Annotated in this window: 20 protein-coding genes; 15 read left to right on the top strand and 5 right to left on the bottom strand. The window is 57.5% G+C overall.

Annotation, left to right across the window (positions count from 1 at the left end):
* Positions 1-349 precede the first annotated feature (349 nt).
* Positions 350-1,747 (top strand): alanine/glycine:cation symporter family protein, encoded by a 1,398-nt coding sequence (locus H8790_RS09730; RefSeq protein ID WP_187332336.1) that lies wholly within the window; start codon positions 350-352, stop codon positions 1,745-1,747.
* A gap of 79 nt (positions 1,748-1,826) precedes the next feature.
* On the opposite strand, the gene cdd is transcribed toward H8790_RS09730, so the two are convergent.
* From cdd to H8790_RS09710, 4 genes are all read right to left on the bottom strand, one after another.
* Entirely contained in the window at positions 1,827-2,228 is a 402-nt protein-coding gene (gene cdd, locus H8790_RS09725) for a cytidine deaminase (protein ID WP_187332335.1), read from the bottom strand.
* A gap of 25 nt (positions 2,229-2,253) precedes the next feature.
* Positions 2,254-3,465: a polysaccharide deacetylase family protein gene (locus H8790_RS09720; protein ID WP_187332334.1), complete on the bottom strand. Its 1,212-nt coding sequence runs from the start codon at positions 3,463-3,465 to the stop codon at positions 2,254-2,256.
* 441 nt (positions 3,466-3,906) lie between these two features.
* The gene (locus H8790_RS09715; protein ID WP_187332333.1) at positions 3,907-4,329 is read right to left on the bottom strand and encodes a glycosyl hydrolase family 18 protein; all 423 of its coding nucleotides are present in this window, start codon (positions 4,327-4,329) and stop codon (positions 3,907-3,909) included.
* 30 nt (positions 4,330-4,359) lie between these two features.
* Positions 4,360-5,943, bottom strand: coding sequence for a recombinase family protein (locus tag H8790_RS09710; RefSeq protein WP_187332332.1), 1,584 nt, complete (start codon positions 5,941-5,943; stop codon positions 4,360-4,362).
* A 169-nt stretch (positions 5,944-6,112) separates the two neighbouring features.
* On the opposite strand from H8790_RS09710, the gene H8790_RS09705 reads away from it, so the two are divergent.
* The 4 genes from H8790_RS09705 (at position 6,113) to H8790_RS09690 (ending at position 7,560) form a co-directional block, all read left to right on the top strand.
* On the top strand, positions 6,113-6,304 hold the full coding sequence (locus H8790_RS09705) for a hypothetical protein (protein WP_187332331.1): 192 nt from the start codon (positions 6,113-6,115) through the stop codon (positions 6,302-6,304).
* Between the two features lie 181 nt (positions 6,305-6,485).
* On the top strand, positions 6,486-6,806 hold the full coding sequence (locus tag H8790_RS09700; RefSeq protein ID WP_187332330.1) for a hypothetical protein: 321 nt from the start codon (positions 6,486-6,488) through the stop codon (positions 6,804-6,806).
* On the top strand, positions 6,807-7,037 hold the full coding sequence (locus H8790_RS09695) for a hypothetical protein (protein ID WP_187332329.1): 231 nt from the start codon (positions 6,807-6,809) through the stop codon (positions 7,035-7,037).
* A 4-nt stretch (positions 7,038-7,041) separates the two neighbouring features.
* Positions 7,042-7,560, top strand: a complete 519-nt coding sequence (locus H8790_RS09690) for a hypothetical protein (protein ID WP_187332328.1) — start codon at positions 7,042-7,044, stop codon at positions 7,558-7,560.
* 116 nt (positions 7,561-7,676) lie between these two features.
* On the opposite strand, the gene H8790_RS09685 is transcribed toward H8790_RS09690, so the two are convergent.
* Positions 7,677-8,615 carry a LysM peptidoglycan-binding domain-containing protein gene (locus H8790_RS09685; protein ID WP_187332327.1) on the bottom strand — a complete coding sequence of 313 codons (939 nt, stop codon included), beginning with the start codon at positions 8,613-8,615 and terminating at the stop codon, positions 7,677-7,679.
* 488 nt (positions 8,616-9,103) lie between these two features.
* Here H8790_RS09685 and H8790_RS09680 point away from each other — a divergent pair, with 488 nt between their 5' ends.
* From H8790_RS09680 to H8790_RS09635, 10 genes are read left to right on the top strand one after another with little or no spacing between them, the layout of a single operon-like run.
* Positions 9,104-9,562 carry a Na+/H+ antiporter subunit E gene (locus H8790_RS09680; protein ID WP_187332326.1) on the top strand — a complete coding sequence of 153 codons (459 nt, stop codon included), beginning with the start codon at positions 9,104-9,106 and terminating at the stop codon, positions 9,560-9,562.
* Entirely contained in the window at positions 9,559-9,864 is a 306-nt protein-coding gene (locus tag H8790_RS09675; protein WP_187332325.1) for a monovalent cation/H+ antiporter complex subunit F, read from the top strand. The genes H8790_RS09680 and H8790_RS09675 overlap by 4 nt, the downstream gene beginning before the upstream one ends.
* Entirely contained in the window at positions 9,861-10,169 is a 309-nt protein-coding gene (locus H8790_RS09670) for a cation:proton antiporter (RefSeq protein WP_187332324.1), read from the top strand. Before H8790_RS09675 ends, H8790_RS09670 begins: the two co-directional genes overlap by 4 nt.
* On the top strand, positions 10,166-10,417 hold the full coding sequence (locus tag H8790_RS09665) for a hydrogenase subunit MbhD domain-containing protein (protein ID WP_187332323.1): 252 nt from the start codon (positions 10,166-10,168) through the stop codon (positions 10,415-10,417). The genes H8790_RS09670 and H8790_RS09665 overlap by 4 nt, the downstream gene beginning before the upstream one ends.
* Positions 10,410-11,285, top strand: coding sequence for a hydrogen gas-evolving membrane-bound hydrogenase subunit E (gene mbhE, locus H8790_RS09660; protein WP_187332322.1), 876 nt, complete (start codon positions 10,410-10,412; stop codon positions 11,283-11,285). Before H8790_RS09665 ends, mbhE begins: the two co-directional genes overlap by 8 nt.
* Positions 11,286-11,312: 27 nt before the next feature.
* A complete protein-coding gene (locus H8790_RS09655) occupies positions 11,313-11,690 on the top strand; it encodes a sodium:proton antiporter (RefSeq protein WP_187332321.1) in 378 nt (125 codons plus the stop codon).
* Positions 11,687-13,186 carry a complex I subunit 5 family protein gene (locus tag H8790_RS09650; RefSeq protein ID WP_187332320.1) on the top strand — a complete coding sequence of 500 codons (1,500 nt, stop codon included), beginning with the start codon at positions 11,687-11,689 and terminating at the stop codon, positions 13,184-13,186. The genes H8790_RS09655 and H8790_RS09650 overlap by 4 nt, the downstream gene beginning before the upstream one ends.
* Positions 13,187-13,204: 18 nt before the next feature.
* Positions 13,205-14,665 carry a complex I subunit 5 family protein gene (locus H8790_RS09645; protein ID WP_243208480.1) on the top strand — a complete coding sequence of 487 codons (1,461 nt, stop codon included), beginning with the start codon at positions 13,205-13,207 and terminating at the stop codon, positions 14,663-14,665.
* Between the two features lie 30 nt (positions 14,666-14,695).
* On the top strand, positions 14,696-16,183 hold the full coding sequence (locus H8790_RS09640; protein WP_187332319.1) for a complex I subunit 5 family protein: 1,488 nt from the start codon (positions 14,696-14,698) through the stop codon (positions 16,181-16,183).
* A gap of 14 nt (positions 16,184-16,197) precedes the next feature.
* A complete protein-coding gene (locus H8790_RS09635) occupies positions 16,198-18,153 on the top strand; it encodes a complex I subunit 5 family protein (RefSeq protein ID WP_187332318.1) in 1,956 nt (651 codons plus the stop codon).
* The last annotated feature ends 63 nt before the right edge of the window (positions 18,154-18,216 follow it).

Here is an 18,216-nt window from a genome sequence, read left to right as displayed (position 1 = left end):
TGATCCTTCCTTTTATGATAAGCTTCCTTAATTTATTTATTGTAGTCAGTTTCTCTGCAAAATGCAAGAAGAAAAGCGGCCTAAAGGCAGGCAAGATCATATAAAACCGCATAGAATGGGCTGGAAGTGGAAGATGGGGAACAGACAGCGGCAAATGCTTCGGGCCGGTCGGCAGTTGGGGAACAGGTGACAGGAATCAGTTGATGGAATAAGTCATAATTTTCCAGAAACATCGTTAAATATGCATAAAATTTTTACAAAACCTGGAGGAACTATTGATTAGATTTCATAAAACCAGTATTATCATGTAAGCAGTTCCAGCGGGAGACTGCAGAGAGGGGAAAGAAATATGGCAGACCTGATTCAAAGTATCAACGACATTGTCAATGGCTTTGTCTGGGGCGTCCCCATGATGATTTTGATTGTTGGCACAGGTGTGTATTTCACCATCCGCACCGATTTTCTGCAAATTCGAAAATTTGGCTATGCCATGAAAAATACGGTGGGAAAATGCTTCCAGAAGACAAAGGCCAAGCCGGGCTCGGTCACTCCGGTCCAGGCGTTGACCACCGCGCTGGCCGCCACAGTAGGCACAGGAAACATTGCAGGCGTCTGCGGCGCGATTGCGCTGGGCGGACCCGGTGCGGTATTCTGGATGTGGATTTCGGCCCTGTTCGGCATGTGCACCAAATTCTCCGAGGTCACCTTGGCCATCTCCTATCGGGAGAGGAACCGGAAGGGCGACTGGGTGGGCGGGCCCATGTACTACATCAAAAACGGACTGGGCACCGGGTGGAAATGGCTGGGGGCAATTTTTGCCACTTTTGGCTGCCTGGCTGCGTTCGGCATTGGGAACATGACACAGGTCAACACCATTGCCACCACCATCGGCACCGCGCTCACCCAGTTTATCGGGCTTTCTAAGGAAGAACTCAAGCTGTTATACCTGGGTGTGGGTATCCTTGTGGCCATCATCGCGGCGCTGGTATATCTGGGAGGGCTGAAACGCATCGGCAGCGTGACGGAAAAGCTGGTGCCTGTGATGGCGCTCATATACATCGCCGGTTCGCTCTATGTGATCGTTACCCATGCCCAGCACATCGGTCCGGTGTTCCTCTCTATTTTTGAAGGCGCCTTCAACCCTGATGCCGTGATGGGCGGCGTGTTGGGAACCGGGATTGCCCAGGTGATTAAAAGCGGCGTTGGACGGGGCCTTTTCTCCAACGAAGCGGGCCTTGGCTCCGCACCCATCGCCCACGCCGCGGCGGACACCAATAATGCCGTACAGCAGGGCTTGTTTGGCATCTTTGAGGTGTTTGCCGACACCATCGTCATCTGTACCCTGACGGCGCTGACCGTACTGTGCAGCGGTGTGAAGGTGCCCTACGGACAAAGCGACATCGGGGCGGATCTGGCCATCAGCGCCTTTACCACCAGCTTTGGGGGAAGGACGGCCGGCGTACTGGTTGCCATCGGCCTGACCCTGTTCGCCCTCTCCACCACTCTCAGCTGGGGCCTGTATGGGACCCGCTGCGCCGAGTACCTGTTCGGGCCGGGGATCATCAAGCCCTACCAGGTGATCTTCTGCATTTTTATGGTGATCGGCGCCACCATGAAGCTGGATCTTGCCTGGGCCATCGCGGACACCCTCAATGGGCTGATGGCAATCCCCAACCTGATCGCCTTGCTGCTGTTGTCGCCTGTGGTGATTAAGCTGACCCAGGACTACTTCCGAAAAAACCGCTGAAACAAACAGGAGCCGGCGCATTGGATGCGCCGGCTCCTGCTGACTGTTTTCAGGATGGGAAGGCGATTTCAGCCATGATTCACACGTCAATCGGCAATGCGGAGCTATCAAAGCTGTGGGGCAGCAGCTCTCTCAGGGAAAAAGATTTGGATTCCCCGGCACCGTTGATGCAGATGACCTGAATCTCCGGAGCAAACTCCAGGAGCACCTGGCGGCAGACGCCGCAGGGGACGCAGTAGTCCCTGCCGCGGCCAGCCACGGCGATGCGGACAAAGTCCCGATGGCCTTCACTGACCGCCTTGGCCACCGCCGTGCGCTCGGCGCAGATGGAAGGGGAATAGGCGGCATTTTCGATGTTGCATCCGGTGAATACCGTGCCGTCGGAACACTCCAGGGCCGCACCCACGGCAAAATGGGAGTACGGGCAATAGGCCCGGTCCAGCATGGCGATGGCGGCATCGCAGAGCGCTTGTTCCGTCATAAGAAATCCTCCTTTTATGCAGATGTTACTGCCAGTCAATTTCCCGCTGGGGACGGACCGAGACGTCCATCACGTCCTTGGCGTCATAGAACTTCAGATACCGGTCCCGGGAGTGGCGGAGCGTGGTGCCGTCGGGGTGCAGACGGTCGCAGATCACAGCGCAGATATCCTTTTTGATATAACTGAAGCTCTCCGTACCCACGGAGCAGAACACCCGGAATCCTTTGCTTTGAAGGTACTGGAATTTGGGGCCCGTCTGGTGCCAGTCGTCGCCGTCCGGCCGGGCACCGTGGGGGTAGAAGAGAATGCTGGTGGGACCCACCAGGGAACCCACTTCATTCATCCACTTTTCCGTGTCGGCCTGGATCACCTCCAAGGGCCGGTCGGTCAGGTTGACGTGCCCCCAGGTGTGGCTGCCAAAGGTCCAGCCGGTGCGCTTGAGCTCGGCGATGATGGGCTTGACCGCTTCAATCTCCCGCTGGCGGTTTTCCTCATGGGCGGCGGAGGTATCCTCCTTTTCCGTCATGGTCCGGTAGCCTAAGATGCCGCAGTAGCCGGTTAGGGACAGGCAGCCTTTGGCACCGTAGGGGGAAAAGTCGGGATGCTCCCGGACAAATTTGTCCAAAATGGTGACGGCGTCCAAGTCCTGGGAGATCACCTCGGCGCCCTGGGGGTCTTTTCCGTAGCTCCAGAGCTGGCCGTTGTCGCCGATGATCAGCTTATGGGTGAAGCCGTTTTCCAGCATGTAAGGGTAGTAGTTCACGTCATCAAAGGAGAGGATCAGGGGCTTTTTCCCCTCCGGAACCATCAGCTCATTGCGGACCATCACGGGGTTGCCGGATTCGTCCTTGGATTCCGACCAGACCTGATTGATGTCCACCAGGACATAATCGTTTGCATACAGGCTGCTGAGAATTTTATTGTATTCGTCCACTGTAACCATCCAGTCGTCGATGCCGTTGGACTGCTTGTCACCGTCAAAGGCCAGCTCCGGATAGGCGACCACCGGATGGAAAAAGAGGTGCTCTACCACCCCTTCATAATTGACCAACTGGACGGAGGAGAGGTCAAAGACCGGCTCTTCCGGAGGGATCGGTTCCTCCGGCTCCTGCTGCGAAGAGGAACCGGATCCACTGCCGGCTGAGGAGGAGCCGCCGGAGGACGAGGCACCGGAGGTTCCGCAGGCGGCCAAAGTCAGGCAACAGAGGAAACATAGGATGAAGAGGCTCTTTTTCATTGACTAAGTTCTCCTTTGTGAATTTCTTTCTAAGTTGAGTATAGCAGATGAGAAGGGGAAAGAAAACACAAAATGATGACAAGTTCCGACAAAGTGTGCAGAACATGGTTTTCGAATAGGATGTGCGGAAAAAAAGAAAAATCGCAGTAAATTTGAATGGAATATGAACAAAAGATTACCAAAACAGGAAGGGTGTAAACAAATTGTGAATGATATGGAAATGCCCTTGACTTCCTGCAATTGGGACGGTAGGATGAAGCCATAAACCAAGCGGAAAGAGGCAGGACTCTTTCCCGCTGAGATTGGGAACCTCCCCAGATGGAACGGCGATGGGGTACACCGCCGCGGGGACGGATCAATCGGGTGTTTAAGATACTATTTCTCCCCTCTCCTTTCTCTATATCATACGGTAAAATGGACGGTTCTTTTGAACCGTCCATTTTACGTTTGTGGGATATCCGCTATGTCATAGAGCGCATTGAGTGTCAGCCAGGTCTGGGAAAAGGGACGCATGAGGTTCCAGTACCCCACTCCCTTGAGGCCATACTCAGCCACCAGGCGCAGCCGGGCGTCCTGGCTGCGGGCATCCTCGAACCACACCTGGTGCTCGGTGCCCGCGCTGTCCCAGTAGGTGAAGTAAGGCGCCTGTGCCCAATCGTCGTATTCAATGGGCACGCCGTACTGAATGGCGAGGTTGATGGCCTGCTGGTTGGAAAGTGACGTGGCCCGGGTGACGCCCTCCACAAAGGGAAGAGGCCAGTCATATCCGTAGTTGGACATGCCCAGGAAAATCTTCTCCGGCGGAATTTCCGTCAACGCATATTCCAGGACGGCCCGGACATTGGGCAGGGGTGAAACCGCCATGGGTGGGCCTGCTGTATAGGAACCACCATGTTATAGGCCCTGGTCCGTGTCACGGAGCTTTGGATAGATATACAGCTTCAGATCGCTTTTCCGCCACTGGCCACCCACGCTTTTCCAATAGACCACATGATCCACCGCCGCTTTGAGCAGGGTGTTTTTTTCACCCGCCGTCTCCAGGCTGCTGTAGACCTGGAGAATGCTTTGGCTCTCCATAGGCCGCCGTGCCGCCTCCGGTTGACGGAGGGCACAGAGCTGGAGGCGGAGGGCTTGTTCCCGGGAGGAGGCGTCGGCGATCCGATGGTTCAGGCTGCGGGAGCGCTCCAGGAAGACCTCCTGGGTATAGACTCCCTGCTCTACCAGATCATGGAGCCTCTCACGCTGCATGGCGAGGACTTCCAGACTCCGCTGGACTTTGGAAAGCTGATGTTCGGACTCACGAATGGCGGATGCGCTGTGTTCTGCTCCGGCGGTCATGCTGATCCGGCAGTGCTTCAGGTAGGACTGGAGGCTCTGGAGGATCGCTGATTCCACCACATCCCGGCGGCTGCCCACGGTGGGGCAGTTTTTTGTGGGGCAGACAAGCATGGGGGCGCCATGGCTGCCCTGGGGGAGCTGGACCAGCGGCTTTCCGCAAAGAGAGCAGTACACCAGGCCGGCCAGTGGATTGGAAAGCCGCCTGGGGCCGGGGACCGGAGCATGGGCGCGGCTTTCCATAGCCGAACGGGCGGCGGACCAGAGGGACTGTGAAACGATGGCCGGATGGAGCCCCTTACGCTGAAGGCCCTCCGGGTTGACCGGGCGTGTGAGCACCACGCTGCCGTCCACCATCTGCTTTTTGTCCGGTCGGTGGCCCCAGCGCAGGTATCCGGCATATGTGGGGTTTTTCAGGATATCCCGGACCGACGGAGCAGACCACTTGACACCGCCGGGGGAGGGGATGGCCCTGGCGTTGAGCCATTGCGCAATGTCGCCGCTGCTCAGCGGCGCTCCGCCCACGGCATCGCCGCAGGCGTACAGCTGGAAAATCTCACGCACCACCTCCGCCTGGTCCGGCTCGATTGCCAGGGTATAGCCTTTTTGTCCGGACAGCCTGACCTTGTGGTAGCCGTATGGGGCCGTGCCGGCCACGAACTTACCTTCATTTAAGGAGGCCAGGCGGCCCCGCTGGAGGCGGCGGTTGATGGCCTTGTATTCCCGGCGGCTCATGAACAGGCCGAATTCGAAGTACTCCTCATCGGCCTCGTCGGCGGGGTCGTAAACTTTTTCCGGTGTGATGATTTTCGTGCCGCTGTACTGAAAGGTCTCCGCCACCATGCCCTGATCCCGGGTGTTTCCGCGGGCCAGGCGGGGGACCTCCATCACCAGCACGCCCGAAAAGGCCCCGGTTTCCACTGCGGACAGGAGCTTTTGCATCTCCGGCCGGTCCGCGATGGTGTCGCCGCTGACCACCTCCTCATAGATGTGAGCAATGTGGTAGCCCCGCGCCTGCGCCAGTGTGGTCAGTGTGTCCCTGTGGCGCTGTAAGGTGTCGAACTGCCCGGTTTGGGACTCTAACTCCCGGTCCTTCCTGGATTTTCTGAGATAGATCAAATACTGCTCCATAACCTCTCCCATTGAAAGAGCCGCCTTGAAAAGGGCGGCTCTTTTGCTGTGTTTTGACGGTTGTCCGCATCGAGTTCAGAGTGCTGCCAGTTCCATTTATATGATCTGGACGAGCTGGAACAGAACGCAGACAGTCATAGGATGAATCATCGGGCCGTAGACTTGCGGTGAGGTGATGCATATGGCATACTCCGCAAAGGCGCCCTTTGTACCTGATATGGAGGAATGCAGGATGACGGTGGAATGCGGTGACGCGGTTTGCTGCATCATGGACGCGGTGTGCCGCAGTGCAACGGAGGAAGAGCGAAAGAGAGCCATGCGGCAGATTCAGCAGCTGGCCGAGGCGGCCCTTTTGCGAAAGGCGGAGGACTGATCGGCCTTTTCCCGGGAAGTGGAATGGCCGGGCCTTACATAGGATGTTGTACCCAAAGGTGCAAATTGGAACCGGATTGGTTGTCCTATTGACAGAGATCAAGGACAGGCAAATGTTTTAATGAACCGGGAAGAGAGATTCTGCGTTTGCGCGGTCCGGACTGTGAAAGGAGAAGATGCTTGTGGCAATCTATGTGAAACAGGGAGACGCCTACGCCCTGCCTGTGGAGATTCGGGCCAACGATGAAGTGCTGCGGGTGGCGGAGGTGGAGACAGTGGAATTCTATATCGGCGGACTCCGGAAGGTCTATCCCGGCGATGTGGTCTATTCCGAGGAAAGCGGGGTATTTGAGCTGCCCCTCACCCAGCAGGAGACCTTTGACTGGGAGGCCAACTCCTCCGTTGAGTTGGACATACGGATCAAATACGTCAATGGAACCGTGCAGGGCATTGTCCCTAAAAAAGTCAACGTGGTCGACGCAATTTCCACGGAGGTGCTGTAAATGCCAGGGAAAATTTCAGTATCAGTGGGCACTGTGCCCGGCCTTACGGTCAACATTAGGCCTTTGGCTGCCAGCGGAGGTACACTGGATCACAGCGTGCTGCAAAACCGGGACAAGGAAGACCAGCACCCCATTGCATCGATTACAGATTTAAAAGAGACCTTGGACAGTAAACTGGGGCTGGAGGACGCACTGTCCAATGCACAGCTCAAATCAATATTAGGGTGGTGAGAGGATGGCAAGTTACCTGGATGAAAACGGCCTGCTGTATATAAAGACAAAGTTAGAAGAAAAATTCGAAAAAAAGGTGGACAAGGTGGATGGCAAGGGCCTCTCCACGGAGGACTTCACCTCTTCTGAAAAGGCAAACTACGATGCCGCCTACACCCACAGCAAGGCGCCCCACGCGCCCAGCAGCGCCCAAGCAAATGTGATTGAGACGGTAAAGGTCAACGGCGTGGCTCAGGGCGTGGTCTCCAAAGCCGTCGATATTCAGGTACCCACCGCGGTGTCATCGCTGCCGGACGCAGGGGACTATGCTAAGAAAACGGACCTTGCCAACGTCTATATCTATCAGGGCAGTGTGGCAAACACATCAGACCTGCCCGCCACTGCGGTTCCGGGTTATGTGTACAACGTGGAGACAGATGGGATGAACTATGCCTGGAACGGAAGCAAGTGGGATACCTTAGGGGCGGTATTCAACATTGCCTCCATTTCCAACGCGGAAATCGACAGCCTTTTTGCGTCCTGAGAGGAAGTGCGGATCCGCTTTTGGATAAAAGCGGCGGTGCTCTCCGCCATCTGAAAGCGGCTCAACAGGGAGGCAAAGCGGACAAGTTAAAATGGTTATGGCATGAAATACGGCGGTTAATACTGTTGATGATGTAAAAACGCAAACGGCCTGGGAGTTATCCCGTGCCGTTTGCGTTTTTTGCACTGAGAACAAGGTGGGCTTGATGTATACCCCCATTCATAAGTCATCAGCAAGACCCCATCCACTACCGCGCCGATGCCGCCATAGTCGTGGGCTTCATAGAGGAGCCCCGGCTGATCGGGAGATGTCTTCGGCGCCAGGGCCGCCCACAGGGGGCGCGGCGCCAAGCTTTGATGCAGCCGGTCTAAAAAATCGATGTAATCCTGCCGCTGGGTGCCTGGGATATACTCAAAGTCCACATCCACGCCATAAAAGGACTTCTCCTCCACCGTACGCAGCACATCGGAAATCAGACGGGATTGGGCCTGCGGATCCGTCAGGACACGGACGGCGCGTTCACTGGAAAAACCGCCCTCCTCCGTCAATGTGGAAAGGTGGAGCATGGGGGCGGCGCCATAATACCGGGCGGAGGCAAGGAGAACGTCGTCATCCAGGGGCAGGAGATTGCCGGTTTCAGTGACTCCATAGGTAAAGGGCGTCAGGTAGGTGAGATAGGGGAGCTCAGCGTTTAAAAGCGTGGTGGAGATAAAGGGGTAGGCATAGCTGTTGGATTGGAGCAGGCCCAGCTTTTCACCAATATAGGAGATGACAATCCTCTGCCCGGGGATCAGATCAGACCGGCCTTGCAGCGGCCAGTTGTTTCGATAGAGCTGGCGCAGAGAGACGCCGTACTGCGCCGCGATGGATGAAAGAGACTCACCTGGAGCCACGGCGTGGACCGTGCGCGGGAACTGCACCACCAGGGTCTGGCCCACGGCCAGCGCGCCGGTGGCGCCCACCTCATTGTCCGCAGCCAGACGCTGCGGATCGACGCCGTATCCGGCAGCAATGGAAAATACAGTTTCTCCAGGCTTTACCACATGAATCTGCATATCAGATCACCTCATGGAAGACTATGCATGCCGGAGGGAAGTCAGCACACAATCCAAAACTTCTGCAAGAAAAAACTGGTGAATTGCATAAGAAAGGAAAAACAATTTTGGTTATTATTTTTTGCTGCAACAAATGGAGAGAGTGCTGCCTTCGCCTTGACTTCTATTGGGAGAATCTTTATAATAAAAAAGAACGGTTCCGGCTGCTTTTACACGGGATACCACCGCTCTGCGGTCAAAGTGGTCAATTTGAGCCACGTGTCCGTCTTTGGACGCGGAGATCAAGCGCATGAAAGAATGCCATGGAGATGTTGCAAGGGGTGTGGCCGGTGAGAAAAACAAAGCAGAGGATGAGGCATAAGAATTTGCTGCGGCTTCAGCCGCTGATCAAGTGATATAATTAGAAGAAGCGACGCCAGAATGAGGTGCGGGAAACCCGCGTCTTTTGGCGCCATTTTTCGTGTCTGTTGGGAGAAGGTGAAAAGAGTATGCCCCTGCTGTATTTTGTGCTGTGGATTATATTGAGCGGAACGCTGAGCTGGGAAAGCTGTCTCTCCGGAGCGGTTGCGGCAGCGGTTTTGACCTTGCTTGGCCGCAAAGCGCTGGGGTACCGGTTCCACCGGGTTTCTTTTCCCTACATATGGAAAAAAGCGGTCTATTTCCTGAGCCTGATCTGGGAGATCATTCTGGCTGCAGTGCGGATCATCGGTATGATCTGGCGGCCCAAAGGTGAGCTGCGGCCGCAGATCATCTACTTTGACAGCGCCCTGCAGACGGATGAGGCAAGGGCCCTGCTGGCCGATTCCATCACGCTGACCGCGGGGACGATCACTGTGGCGGCGGAGGGGCCGGAGCTTTGCATCCACACGCTGGACCGGTCGCTTGCACAGGGAATTGAACAGTGCGGCTTTATCCGCCGGCTCAGGGAGATGGAGGAAGAGGGATGACGAGACACTACATCCTTCTGGGGAGCGCGGTGGCCTTTACGCTGCTGATCCTTGCCGTTTTGATCCGCTCCATCCTGGGGCCGCGGTTTACGGACCGGGTGGTGGCGGTCAACGTATTGAACACCATGGTGGTGGCGGTAATCAGCATCCTGTCGGTCTGGCTGGGAGAGGACTATTTGGTGGATGTGGCGCTGGTATACGCACTATTGAGTTTTCTGGCGGTTGTGGTGCTCTCCCGCCTGGTGCTTTCCCGGCGGAACAGGAGCGGGGCCAAGTTCCGCAGCAAGGAGGGGAAGCTGTGACGGCAATCGGAATTGCATTCGTGCTCTTTGGGCTCTTTGTATTTTTCACCTGCGTGGTGGGGCTGTACCGGCTGGACTATGTGCTGGGCCGGATGCACGCCGCCGCGCTGTGCGACGCGCTGGGGATTTTTTCTGTTCTGGTGGGACTGATTTTCCTGCGGGGCATCTCCATGACGGGGTTCAAACTGCTGTTGATCCTGCTGTTTCTCTGGTTCACCAGCCCGGTGGCAAGCCATCTGCTGGCAGAAATGGAGGCGGCTACAAATCCCAATCTGGAACGGGAATGCGAGGTGGAGAGAAGATGACGGGCCTTGAAAACATCCTGCTGCTTGGGCTGATTCTCACGGCGGCCGCGGCGCCTTTGTGCCGCAGGCTGCTGGTGATGGTGATCGTCTACATGTCCTTCAGCCTGCTGATGGCCATCTTGTGGAGCCTGCTGCAAAGCCCGGACCTGGCCATCACCGAGGCCGCTGTGGGTGCGGGCATCACCAGCATCCTCTTTTTCCTCACGCTCCGGAGAATCCATGCGCTGAAGGGAACGGAAGATGAGTAAGTGGAGCCATTTCGCCGACTGGGTCAACGGGGACTACCAGCCCAAGGAGTACGTACTCTTTACCATGGCCACCAAGCCCAAGCGGGAAAAGCGCAGTGAGGAAGAGGAACAGCATCAGGACCAGCGCCGCCTGAGGCATTTTTTCCGGTTTTACCCCATTGCCGCTGCGGCCATTACCCTCTGCATGGTGGGGATCCTGCTGGTGACGGCCCTCTCGCTGCCGCCCTTTGGAAACCCTGACAACCCCACCAACAATGACGTTGCGGAACACTACATCGAGATGAGCGAGGAGGAGACCGGCGCCACCAACGCGGTCACCGGCATGATCCTCAACTACCGTGGGTTTGATACCTTCGGTGAGTCCTGCGTGCTGTTTCTGGCGGTGAACTGTGTGATCATGCTCCTTCGGCGGGACGATGAGGGAAGCCCCGTGCGCCTGCGGGGAAAGAGGGAGTGTTTTGAAGAGGCGCCGGGAGACCTGATTTTACAGCAGGCCGCGCGGCTCATGATTCCGCTGATTTTCCTCTTTGGCGCCTACGTGCTGCTCAACGGCCACGCCTCGCCGGGAGGCGGATTTTCCGGCGGCACCATTTTGGGCGGCGGCCTGATCCTGTTTTCCGCCGCCTTTGGGTTCTCCGCGCTTCAGGCCTATCTGGACTATGATGTCTACAATGTGGTGCGGGTGCTGGGGCTGGGCGTCTATGCGCTTCTGTACGCATTTTACATTTTTGTTGGGGCCAACGGGCTGGGCGGCCACATTTCCACAGAGCACGGCGGGTTGATCGCCCCCATTGAGATCGCGGTGGGGATTGTGGTGGCCTGCACGATCTATGGTTTCTATGCCCTTTTTGCACGGGGCGAGATTTGAGAAGAGAATCGAGGGAAGGAGGGACGTATGCTCCAGACCATTTTGGACAATCGCTTTTCCATCACGGCCGTCATTTTGTTTGGCATCGGCTTTGCCAACATGATGCTTCAGGACAACCTGGTCCGCAAAGTGGTGGGCTTCAATATCATGGACAGCGCCATCTTTTTGATGCTGGCCGCCACCGGCTACATCGATGGGAAGGTGGCGCCCATTGTGGATGAGGCGCTGACCAATCCTTCCCTCTACATCAACCCCATCCCCAGCGGGCTGGTCCTTACGGGAATTGTGGTGTCCGTCAGCATCTCCGCCTTTTCCCTGGCGCTGATTCTGCGGATCTATCAGCGTTACCGCACCGTTTCCCTCCGGGAACTGCTGGAGAGAATGGAGAAGGAGGGGGATCGGTGAGGCCGCTGATTGAAAATTTCCCTTTTTTCTGTATTTTTTTATGCATGGGGACGGGAATCCTGCTGTCCATCGTGAGAAGCGGACGGATCGCCTACCGGATCAGCCTCTTTGTCATTGGGGCGGTGGCTGTGATGTCGGCAGCGCTGACCGCTTACCTGACGATCCACGACTACAGCTTCCTTTTCCGCATGGGTAAGTTTGCCGCCCCCTATGGAAACGCCCTGAAGGCAGGGCCGCTTCAGGCATTGCTGTGCCTGGCGTTTTCCGTGGTGATGGGGCTCTCCCTGATGGGGGGGAAAACAGACCTTTTCCAGGATGTTTCACTCAAGAGGCAGCCCTTCTATTTCATCATGACCAATTTGACGCTGGCATCGCTGCTGACCCTGACCTACACCACCGACATTTTTACCGGGTATGTGTTCATCGAGATCAGCACCATAGCCGCCTGCGCCATGGTGATGGCCAAGGACACGGGCCGGAACCTCATTGCCACCATCCGCTATCTCTTTATGAGCCTGGTGGGCTCTGGGCTGTTTCTTCTGGGGGTGACCTTTCTCAACAGCATCACGGGGTATCTTCTGATGCAGGCCCTTCGGGGCAGCGTAGAGGCACTGGTGGAAAGCGGGCGCTACCAGGTGCCGCTGACGGTGGTGACCGGCCTTGTCACCGTGGGGCTTGGCATCAAGAGCGCCATGTTCCCCTTTCACCTGTGGCTGCCCGACGCCCACGGCTCCGCCACCACTGCCTCCAGCGCCATTTTGTCCGGCTTGGTGCTCAAGGGGTACATTGTGCTGCTGATGACGCTCTTTGTCAGGGTGTTTACCCTGGAGACGGCGGCCAGGTTCCACATCACCGACGTGGTGCTGGCATTTGGGCTGCTGGGGATGCTGTTCGGCTCCCTGGGGGCTATGCGGGAGCACCACATCAAGCGCATGCTTGCATTTTCTTCTGTGGCCCAGGTGGGGTACATCTTTATGGGAATCGGCCTGGGGACTGAGGCGGGCCTGGCAGCCTCCTGCCTGCACATCTTAGTGCACGCCTGCTCCAAGCCGCTGCTTTTTTGCTGCGCCGGACGGCTCAGCGCCGTCAGCGATCACCATAAGAGCCTGGCCATGCTGCGGGGAAGCGCCTACCGGGACCTTCTGGCCGGAGTGGGATTTACCGTCGGGGCCCTCTCCATGATTGGGATCCCGCTCTTCGGCGGCTTTGTATCCAAGCTTTACTTTGCCAACGCCAGTTTGCTCAGCTCCGGCCGGACGGCCCTAATTTTGCTGGTGATTGCCGCCAGCACGGTGCTCAACGCCCTCTATTATGTGCCGGCACTGATCTCCATTTGGTCCAGAACCAGCCAGGAGGAAGGATGCTCTGCCCCGTCCGCGGCAAAAGACCCGTCCTTCTCAACAGCCGCCGTCTGCCTGATTCTGGCGGTGCTGGCCCTGGGCATCTTCTATGAGCCGGTGGTATCCATCATCGAATCGGGCATCCGGCTGATGTAAATCTTCCAAGAAAGCGAGGTGAAACCGTTGCTGCTGGCCCCTCTTCTGATCCCCTTTGCGGGCGGGTGCTTTGTATTTTTGGAGAAACGGGAGAAACAGAGAAACAACGCCGTTCTCTGCACGGTGTGGCTCACCGCACTTTCGGCTGTTTTGGTCTGCCTCCTGCCCGTGGAACCCATGGAACTGCTGACCATTGAGGGGCATCTGACCCTGGCCCTAACGGTGGACCGGCTGGGGCGGTTTTTCCTCCTGTTTGTCTCCGGCATCTGGATTGCGGTGACTTATTTTGCCTTTCCCTACATCCGCCACGTCGGGAAGGAGCAGCAGTTTTTTGGGTTTTTCACCATGGCGTTAGGGGCCTTGATGGGGCTGTGCCTGGCCCGCAACTTCATCACATTCTACATGTTCTTTGAGCTGATGACTCTCCTGACCGTCCCATTGGTGCTGCACACCGCCGACGCCGGCGCCCGGGGCGCCTCCTTAAAATACCTGGGGTTTTCGGTATTTGGGGCGGGCATTGCCCTGGCCGGGTTTTTCTTCCTGGCCCCGTATCTGATCTCCTATGATTTTACAGCCGGCGGAGCACTGAATACCGTGCGGGCTGCGGAGCACCGCCAGCTGCTGCTGACCGTTTACTTTATGATGGTCATCGGCTTTGGCTGCAAAGCGGGCCTTCTGCCGATGCAGGCCTGGCTGACCACCGCCCATCCGGTGGCTCCGGCCCCGGCGTCGGCCCTTTTGTCCGGCGTGATCACAAAGGCGGGTGTGCTGGGGATTCTGCGTGTGACATTTTACCTCTATGGCGATCACTTCCTGCGGGGGACCTGGGCTCAGGAAGTGCTGCTGATTCTCGCCCTGACCACGATTTTTACCGGCTCCATGCTGGCCTACAAGGAAAAGGTGCTGAAAAAGCGGCTGGCCTACTCCACAGTGAGCCAGATCTCCTATGCGCTGTTCGGCATCTTTTTGCTGACGGAGCAGGGGATGGAGGGCGCCCTTTTGCAGATCGTGTTCCATGCCATCGCCAAGGACGCGCTGTTTTTGGCCGCAGGCGCCATCCTCTACATGACCAGCGCCACCCGGGTGGACCAGCTGGAGGGCATTGGTAAGAAAATGCCGGCTACCATGTGGTGCTTTACCATTGCATCTTTGTCCCTGATCGGAATCCCGCCCATGAGCGGCTTTGTCAGCAAGTGGTATCTGGCATTAGGCGCTATGGACAGCAATTTCCGGGGGATCGCCCTGGTGGGAATTGTGGTGCTGCTGGTTTCGGCTTTGCTGACGGCAGGGTATCTTCTGCCGATCATCACCCGGGGCTTTTTCCCTGGCAAAGAGGTCATCGTGGAGCACAAAGAGGCGGGGCGGCTGATGACCGTGCCCATGATGGTGCTCTCTGCCCTGACGATTGTCCTGGGGCTGGCACCCGGGCTTGTTTCACAGCAGCTGGAGGGTCTCATTCATCTGCTGTTCTGGTCGTGAGCCAAGCTTAAGAGAAAGGAGGCGCTTGAAATGGGAAGTCTGATGGCCGCTGCAATCCTCTTCCCCATTCTGACGGGAACCGGGCTTTTGATCTGGAACCCGGTGCATAAAAAACACAGGGAGCGCTATATCCTTTTTGCCACCGTGGCCACCTCGCTGCTAACAGCATCCTGCATCTTCCTCTCCTGGAAATTGGGGGCGGGTGCCTTTACCTGCACGCCGATCCGCTTTTCCCAGGCGCTCTCCCTGACGCTGCGCATTGACGGGGCGTCCCGCATTTTTGGGGCCATGATTGCCGCGCTTTGGCCGGTGACGGCTATCTATGCCTTTGAATACATGGAACACGAGGGGAGTGAGAACCGGTTTTTCGGCTTTTTCACCATTGCCTTCGGCGTGGTACTGGGGGTAGCCTTTGCGGCCAATTTTTTGACGCTGTACCTTTTTTATGAGCTGCTCACGCTGGCCACACTGCCGCTGGTGATGCACACCATGGATCACCAGGCCCGCTATGCCGGAAAGAAATATCTGATCTACTCCCTTTCCGGGGCGGCGTTTGCCTTCATCGGGATGGTATTTCTACTCAATTACGGCACCAGTTTGGATTTTACACTGGGTGGTGTGCTGGATGAGTCCTTGAGCGCCGGCAACGAGCAGATGCTGCTGTGGGCGTTCCTGTGCGCGTTTTTCGGATTTGGCGTAAAAGCTGCCATCTTCCCCTTTCACGGCTGGCTGCCGGACGCCTCGGTGGCGCCCACCCCGGTTTCCGCGCTGCTGCACGCTGTGGCGGTGGTAAAATCCGGCGTCTTTGCGGTGATGCGGCTCATCTACTTTGGGTTTGGCGCAGACTTCCTCCGGGGGACCTTTGCCCAGGACGTGGCCATGGCCGCCGCCATTGTCACCATTGTTTACGGTTCGGCCAGGGCGCTGCGGACGCCCCACTTGAAGCGGCGGCTGGCCTACTCCACGGTCAGCAATCTCTCTTATATCCTTTTTGGCTTTACCCTGATGACGCCGGAGGGAATGGCCGGCGGGCTGACCCACATGGTCTACCACGCCGTCATCAAGATCACCCTGTTTTTCTGCGCCGGTGCGATTCTCTGCAAGACGGGAAAGGAATACGTCTACGATTTGGAGGGGTTCGGCCACGCCATGCCGGTTGTGTTCGGAACATTCACCATCTCCTCCGTTGCGCTGATCGGCGTGCCGCCCCTGGGGGGCTTTGTGGGGAAGTGGTGCGTCGCCTCCGCGGCTGCGGCCACGGGGAGCCCGCTTGCCTACTGGGGGATCGGGGCGCTGATCCTCTCCACGCTGCTGACCACCCTCTATCTGATGACGGTGGTGCTGCGGGGGTATTTCCCGGTGGGTGAGGAGTACCGCTCAAACCTGGAGCACGTAACCGCCCCCGGCGCCCCCATGAGGGGGACTATGCTTCTGCTGACGGCGGCGGGCATCGCGGCGGCCTTTTGCTCCGGGGAGCTCGTCCACCTGATCCGGCAGGCTGCCTACGGATTATTCTGAGAAAGGAGGAGGGTATGGCGTCATTTCTTCTGATCTTTTTAGTGTGTTTTCCCATGGGGATGGGAGTTGTATGCTACATCATCGGACGCCACCACCGGGACGTACAGGATCACTACGTGGTTGCAACGGCGGCTGTGGAATTGGCTGCGGCCCTGCTTTTGCTGTTCGTGCAGGGGCGTGAGCTGACGCTGGGCGGCATTTGCGGGTTTGGAATCTCCCTGAGCCCGGACGGGTTCCATGGTCTGCTGGCGATTCTGGCCTCCTTTTTGTGGCTGATGACAGCCCTGCCCTCCCGGGAGTACTTTGCCGAATCGGACAGCCGCACCCGGTACTATCTCTTTTACCTCCTGACCCTGGGCGCGCTGATGGGGGTATTTCTGTCCAATGACCTGTTTACCACCTTTCTCTTTTTTGAGATGATGTCCTTTACCTCCTATGTCTGGGTGGTTCAGAACGAGACAAGGGAGGCCATCCGGGCGTCGGACACCTATCTCGCCGTGGCAGTTATCGGGGGAATGACGCTGCTGATGGGGCTCTTTTTGCTGCAGGATCTTTTCGGCACGCTGCGCATCGAGGCCCTGGGGACGCTGGTGACAGGGCTGCCGGAAGGTAAGCTGGGGCAGCTGTATGCCGCGGGAGGCTGCTGCCTTTTTGGGTTTGGGGCGAAAGCCGGCATGTTTCCAATGCACATCTGGCTGCCCAAGGCCCACCCGGTGGCGCCGGCACCGGCTTCGGCGCTCTTGTCCGGCATCCTGACGAAATCTGGTATTTATGGGATTTTAGTCATCAGCTGCAATCTCTTTCTATATGATGTGCCATGGGGCAAGCTCATTTTGCTGTTAGGCGTGATCACCATGCTGGGGGGCGCGGTGCTGGCGGTGTTTTCCATCGACCTGAAGCGGACCCTGGCCTGCTCGTCCATGTCCCAGATCGGGTTCATCCTCCTGGGGGTGGGGATGCAGGTGCTGCTCAATGAGGAAAATGCGCTGGCCGCGGCGGGAACCGTGCTGCACCTTGTGAACCATTCGCTGATCAAGCTGGTGCTGTTTGTGGCCGCAGGCGTAGTCTACCGGGGCACCCATTCGCTGAACCTCAACGTGGTGCGGGGCTTTGCAAACGACCGGCCCGCCCTGGCCACTGCCTTCACCATCGGGGCGCTGTCCATCTGCGGCGTGCCGATGTTTTCCGGCTATGTGAGCAAGACGCTGCTCCACGAGAGCATTGTGGAGTACATGCACCTTCTGGCGGCGGAGGGGCTGAGCACTGCGGCCTTACAGGCGGTGGAAGTGCTGTTCCTCCTGACCGGCGGACTTACAGTGGCCTATATGACCAAGCTCTTTGCGGCGCTGTGCATTGACCCAAAGATGCCCGGGCACCATGTACCGCCGGCCCAGTATATGGACCATTCCACTGCCGCGGCCATGGGAGTTGGGGCGCTGGCGCTGGTGGGAATGGGGATGACGCCCGCTCTCACCATGGAGCGGCTGGCCCGCTTCTCTCAGGGGTTTCTCCGCGCCGCGCCATTGGAAGGCCACGTCCACTATTTTGCCTGGGTGAACCTGAAGGGGGCGCTGATCTCCCTTGGCATTGGGCTTTGTGTCTACTTTTTGTTCGTCCGGACCTGCCTGATGAAGCGGGGGCACAACGGAGAGTGGGTCTACCTGGATCGTTGGCCCAGGTGGCTGGACATTGAGGAGGCAATCTACCGTCCGGCTTTGGATGCTGCGTCCTTTCTTGGTGCCATGGCGGCGCGGACCCTGGCCTCCGCGGGCGACACAGTGCTGGAGATGGGACGGAGGGTGCTCTTTTTGAAGGCGCCGGGGATTATCGTGCCAAAGGGCAACGAGGAGTTCGGCACCTATGCAAAGGAGCCCCGCAAGCACACAGTGCTCAAGACATTTTCCTTTGACCTGCTCTTGGCGGGGCTGGGATTGGTGGCTGCGCTGCTTTACATTTTAATCCGTACATAGGAAAAAGGGAGAGGCTGCCTCTCCCTTTTTTGATCGCCATGCACAGAGGAGAACAAACGGCAA

This window comes from Oscillibacter hominis, assembly GCF_014334055.1.
In the GTDB taxonomy this organism is placed as follows: Bacteria; Bacillota; Clostridia; order Oscillospirales; family Oscillospiraceae; genus Oscillibacter; species Oscillibacter hominis.
This window is presented reverse-complemented; position numbering and strand designations above follow the sequence as displayed.

What these genes read in the sequence shown, in the direction of transcription:
- cdd (WP_187332335.1), bottom strand. Translation starts at nt 2,228, where the DNA reads ATGACGGAACAAGCGCTCTGCGATGCCGCCATCGCCATGCTGGACCGG.
- H8790_RS09665 (WP_187332323.1), top strand. Translation starts at nt 10,166, where the DNA reads ATGACGGGCCTTGAAAACATCCTGCTGCTTGGGCTGATTCTCACGGCG.
- H8790_RS09710 (WP_187332332.1), bottom strand. Translation starts at nt 5,943, where the DNA reads ATGGGAGAGGTTATGGAGCAGTATTTGATCTATCTCAGAAAATCCAGG.
- H8790_RS09695 (WP_187332329.1), top strand. Translation starts at nt 6,807, where the DNA reads ATGCCAGGGAAAATTTCAGTATCAGTGGGCACTGTGCCCGGCCTTACG.
- H8790_RS09720 (WP_187332334.1), bottom strand. Translation starts at nt 3,465, where the DNA reads ATGAAAAAGAGCCTCTTCATCCTATGTTTCCTCTGTTGCCTGACTTTG.
- H8790_RS09730 (WP_187332336.1), top strand. Translation starts at nt 350, where the DNA reads ATGGCAGACCTGATTCAAAGTATCAACGACATTGTCAATGGCTTTGTC.
- H8790_RS09715 (WP_187332333.1), bottom strand. Translation starts at nt 4,329, where the DNA reads ATGGCGGTTTCACCCCTGCCCAATGTCCGGGCCGTCCTGGAATATGCG.
- H8790_RS09685 (WP_187332327.1), bottom strand. Translation starts at nt 8,615, where the DNA reads ATGCAGATTCATGTGGTAAAGCCTGGAGAAACTGTATTTTCCATTGCT.
- H8790_RS09690 (WP_187332328.1), top strand. Translation starts at nt 7,042, where the DNA reads ATGGCAAGTTACCTGGATGAAAACGGCCTGCTGTATATAAAGACAAAG.
- H8790_RS09675 (WP_187332325.1), top strand. Translation starts at nt 9,559, where the DNA reads ATGACGAGACACTACATCCTTCTGGGGAGCGCGGTGGCCTTTACGCTG.
- H8790_RS09640 (WP_187332319.1), top strand. Translation starts at nt 14,696, where the DNA reads ATGGGAAGTCTGATGGCCGCTGCAATCCTCTTCCCCATTCTGACGGGA.
- H8790_RS09705 (WP_187332331.1), top strand. Translation starts at nt 6,113, where the DNA reads ATGGCATACTCCGCAAAGGCGCCCTTTGTACCTGATATGGAGGAATGC.
- H8790_RS09635 (WP_187332318.1), top strand. Translation starts at nt 16,198, where the DNA reads ATGGCGTCATTTCTTCTGATCTTTTTAGTGTGTTTTCCCATGGGGATG.
- H8790_RS09655 (WP_187332321.1), top strand. Translation starts at nt 11,313, where the DNA reads ATGCTCCAGACCATTTTGGACAATCGCTTTTCCATCACGGCCGTCATT.
- mbhE (WP_187332322.1), top strand. Translation starts at nt 10,410, where the DNA reads ATGAGTAAGTGGAGCCATTTCGCCGACTGGGTCAACGGGGACTACCAG.
- H8790_RS09680 (WP_187332326.1), top strand. Translation starts at nt 9,104, where the DNA reads ATGCCCCTGCTGTATTTTGTGCTGTGGATTATATTGAGCGGAACGCTG.